The organism is Halorubrum sp. SD612, from assembly GCF_002135005.1.
The window spans coordinates 1-3,843 of sequence record NZ_NEWI01000205.1 but is presented as its reverse complement, the minus strand read 5'-3'; the positions used below and the strand labels follow the sequence as shown (position 1 = coordinate 3,843).

At 73.4% G+C, this 3,843-nt stretch carries 3 protein-coding genes and 1 pseudogene; 3 read left to right on the top strand and 1 reads right to left on the bottom strand.

The features are described from left to right. Nucleotides 1-1,252 (bottom strand): annotated as a pseudogene (locus B9G38_RS15075) (caspase family protein); the annotation flags it as partial. 153 nt (nucleotides 1,253-1,405) lie between these two features. On the opposite strand from B9G38_RS15075, the gene B9G38_RS15070 reads away from it, so the two are divergent. The 3 genes from B9G38_RS15070 to B9G38_RS15060 all read left to right on the top strand — a co-directional run. Continuing rightward, nucleotides 1,406-2,362, top strand: coding sequence for a succinylglutamate desuccinylase/aspartoacylase family protein (locus tag B9G38_RS15070; protein ID WP_086220917.1), 957 nt, complete (start codon nucleotides 1,406-1,408; stop codon nucleotides 2,360-2,362). After that, nucleotides 2,362-3,546 (top strand): threonine synthase, encoded by a 1,185-nt coding sequence (locus B9G38_RS15065; protein ID WP_086220916.1) that lies wholly within the window; start codon nucleotides 2,362-2,364, stop codon nucleotides 3,544-3,546. The genes B9G38_RS15070 and B9G38_RS15065 overlap by 1 nt, the downstream gene beginning before the upstream one ends. 81 nt (nucleotides 3,547-3,627) lie before the next feature. Continuing rightward, nucleotides 3,628-3,843, top strand: a 216-nt coding sequence (locus tag B9G38_RS15060; RefSeq protein ID WP_233127232.1) for a ketopantoate reductase family protein, incomplete at its 3' end; no start/stop codon positions are given.

Below are 3,843 nucleotides of genomic sequence, written 5' to 3'. Positions count from 1 at the left end.
GGCGGCGGGGCGCGGAGGCGGCCGGGCGGGGGCGGGCGCCGGGGTCTCCGGGTCCCGTGCCCGCGGCGTCCGCGCTCGCGGCGCCGCGAACGGACTCGGCGGCGTCGAGCCCGCGGCCGGCCGGGGGCGCTCGCCTCGTCGCCGGTGACGGGTTCCGGTCCGGACCGCCGAGGAAGCCGACGCCGCCGTCGTCGTCCTCGACCGGGGTGACGGTCTCGGGCGAGCGCACGATCGAAAGCTCGCCGGCGACGAACGGGAGCATCTCCACGTTCTCTGGGTCGGGGCGCACGTCCGTCGTCAGCGTCCACTGTGGGAGTTCGGGCTCGATATCCTCGAAGGGGACGTCGAGGTACTCGCCGAGTCGCTCCGCGAGCGGGAGGTCGTACAGCCGCTCCCAGTCGAGGTCGAGGTCCGTCGTCTCGCGCTCGTGGAGGTCGACCGGGTAGAACCCCTCCGTGCGGGCGAGACAGTCCATGTGGAACGACTGTCGGAGCACCCGCGCGGTCCGCTCCTCGAACCCCGGTTCGAGCGGGTAGGTCCAGCCGTCGCCCTCGATCCGCGGGGCGTCGCCGGGAACCACGTCGGCCGCGAAGTAGTACGCCAGCGAGACGACGGGGTAGAGGTACCGGTACTCGGGCGGGACGACGATCCGAACCCCGCTCTCGACGGGTTCGACACGCTCCGGGACGCGGAACTCCTCCGCGGGCTCGATCAGCGGCGGGTGACCCCGCAGAGTGGGGAACGACCGCTCCGGGCTCGTCGTCTGGAGCGCGGAGCCGAGCAGGGAGACGGCGTCCATCAGCGACTCCGGGTCCGTCGGCGTCGCGATCGTCCCCGCCGGCGTCTGGTGGAGCGACCGGAACCCGAGCCCGACCGTGCTCGGGGCGTCGAGGTCGATCCGAGTCGTCCGGTCCGTCGTGGAGACGGAGAACCCGGCGTCGAAGGTGAGGTACAGCTTCGTCGGCGCCGGGTTGATCCCGACGTGGTACGTCCCGTCGGGCATCGCGTAGCAGTCGCCGTGAGTGAGTAGCTCCCCGTCGCCGGCGCGCGTCTCGACGACCGCGACGCGCGGGATCTCGATCGATCCGGTCTCGACCGCGACGCTGGCGTCGACCGGGAAGTAGTGGTCGGACTGGGGGCGCCGGCGCGGGTCGACCGGCCGATCGGTGTACACCTCGAACTGCGTGTTCTCGATGTGGTCCGTGACGGTGATCCCGTCGGCCTCGCGCAGCGGGTCGATGTCGATGCTCATGGGGACTCGCCGCGGCGGTCGTCGTGGCTGACGGGGACCGGCGCCGCGGCGGTTGGTGGTACCTCTCATTGAGCGATAGCGGCGATAAAGCTTGCGTCGGTCGGATCGCCGCGGACCGAACCGATAAAGTCCCGGCCGCCCCACCTTCGCGTAATGATAACGCTGGGAACGGCCCGCGCCTCTCCGGGCGAGACGGACACGGGCCGTCTCGAGGTGGGGGAGATGCGGGACGGGAGCCCCGTCCGGCTGCCGGTCGCCGCGATCAACGGCGCTGCGGACGGGCCGACGCTGTACGTACAGGCGGTGAGCGACGGCGACGAGCTGAACGGGCTCGGCGTCGTCAACCGCGTCGTCCCGCGGCTCGACCCGGCCGAGCTGTCCGGGTCGGTCCTCGTCGTCGGCATCGTGAACCACTTCGCGTTCCAGGCCGCGGAACACCGGAACCCGGTCGACGACCGCAAGATGAACCGCGGCTACCCGGGCGACGCCGACGGCTCGACGAGCGAGCGGGTCGCCTACGAGACGTTCCAGGTCGCCAAGCGCGCCGACTACATCCTCGACCTGCATCAGGGGTCGACGAGCCGGATGATAAACGAGACCCGAGTGCGCTGCGGCGTCCGCCACCGCCTCCACGGGGAGTGCTTGGAGCTCGCGAAGGCGTTCGGCTGCGGCCACGTCCTCGACATCAAGGGGCCGGACGGCCAGCTCGCCCGGGCCGGCCCGGAACACGGCATCCCCACTGTCGACCCCGAGCTCGGCGGCTGCGTCGGCTGGGACGAGGAGTCCATCCGATGCGGCGTCGAGGGCGTGTTCAACGTGCTCCGCCACTACGGGTTCCTCGGCGGCGACGCGGCCCTCGAATCGCAGACGCGCGCCCGCGGCTTCGACCAGTACGGCTCGCCGGCCGGCGGCCTGGTCCGCTTCGAGCGCGAGCTCGGCGAGCGCGTCGCCGCCGGCGACGTCCTCTTCGAGGTGACCGACACCTTCGGCGCCCTGGAGGGCCGCGTCACCGCCGACGCGGACGGGATCTTCTGGCGCACCCGCCGGCTCCCGCAGGTGGCCGCCGGCGAGTACGTCTGCTCGGTCGGTACCAACGTCGACGAGTACTGATGGGCTCCCCTGCCGATCCCCCGTCGAAGGCACCTGGTCCCCGCCCACTCCGCTGTCCCGAGTGCGGCGAGACGTACCGCGACCGGTGGCGCTGTCGGTGCGGCGCCCCCCTCGACTTCGCGGACCCGCCGACGCCCGAGGGCGCGGCGCCCGATCCCGAGGCGTCCGACGCGCGCGACGGGCTGTGGGCGTTCGCCGACCTGCTCGCGGTCGGCGACGACCCCCGCGACCGCGTGACGCTCGGCGAGGGGATGACGCCGCTCGTCGACGCCGACGCCGGGAGAAACGAGGGCGCGGCCGAGAGCGTCGACGTTCCCCCGTGGAACGCGTCGTTCAAGCTGGAGTACGTCTTCCCGACCGGATCGTTCAAGGATCGGGGCGCGACGACGACGCTGACCCGGGCCCGCGAGCTGGGCGTCGAGCGCGTCGTCGAGGACTCCTCCGGCAACGCGGGCGCGGCGATCGCGACCTACGCGGCCCGCGCCGGGATCGCGGCCGAGATATACGTCCCGGCCGACGCGAAGGCGTCGAAGCTCACGGCGATCCGGCGGGCCGGCGCCGAGCCGGTCCGGATCGAGGGGAGCCGGGCGGACGTGACGGACGCGTGCGTCGCGGCGCTCGGCGAGGGGAAACCCGCTTGGTACGCCAGCCACGCGTGGAACCCGGCGTTCTTCGAGGGGACCGCAACGGTCGCGTACGAGATCGCGTCTCAGCGCGGCTGGGACGCCCCCGACGCCGTCGTGACGCCGCTCGGCCACGGCACGCTGTTCCTCGGCGCCTACCGCGGGTTCCGGCGGCTCGAACGGGCCGGTTGGGTCGACTCCGTCCCGCGCCTCTACGGCGCGCAGGCGGCCGGCGTCGCGCCGATCGTCCGGGCGCTCCACGGTCCGGAGGCGGCGGATCCGGACGGCGCAGTCAACGAGGCGGCGGACGGGATCCAGATCGCCGAACCGGTCCGCGACCGCGAGATCCGCGCGGCGATCGACGCGACCGGCGGCGACGCGCTCGCGGTCACCGAGGCGGCCGCGACCCGCGAACTCGACCGGCTCCACGCGGCCGGCTTCTACACCGAACCGACCTGCGCGGTCGCGCCCGCCGCGCTGCGGACGCTCCGCGAGCGCGGCGAGATCGGTCCCGACGAGGACGTCGTCGTGCCGCTGACCGGGAGCGGATTAAAAGGGTAAGCCGAGCGGGGTCGACTCCGTCGGCCGAGACGGCCGGTCCTCACCGTTACCCCTTTTCAATCGGGCCGCCTGCGGGCACGTATGGAGGTGCTCGTCTACGGCGCCGGCGCGCTCGGGAGCCTCGTCGGCGGCCTGCTGGCGCGCGCCCACGACGTGACGCTCGTCGGCCGCGACCCGCACATGCGGCGGATTCGCGAGGACGGGCTCCGGATCGACGGCGAGGTCGACGCCCGCGTCGAGCCGCGCGCGCTCACCGACGGGCGACACCGCGCCGTCGATCCGGAGCCCGTCCTCGCG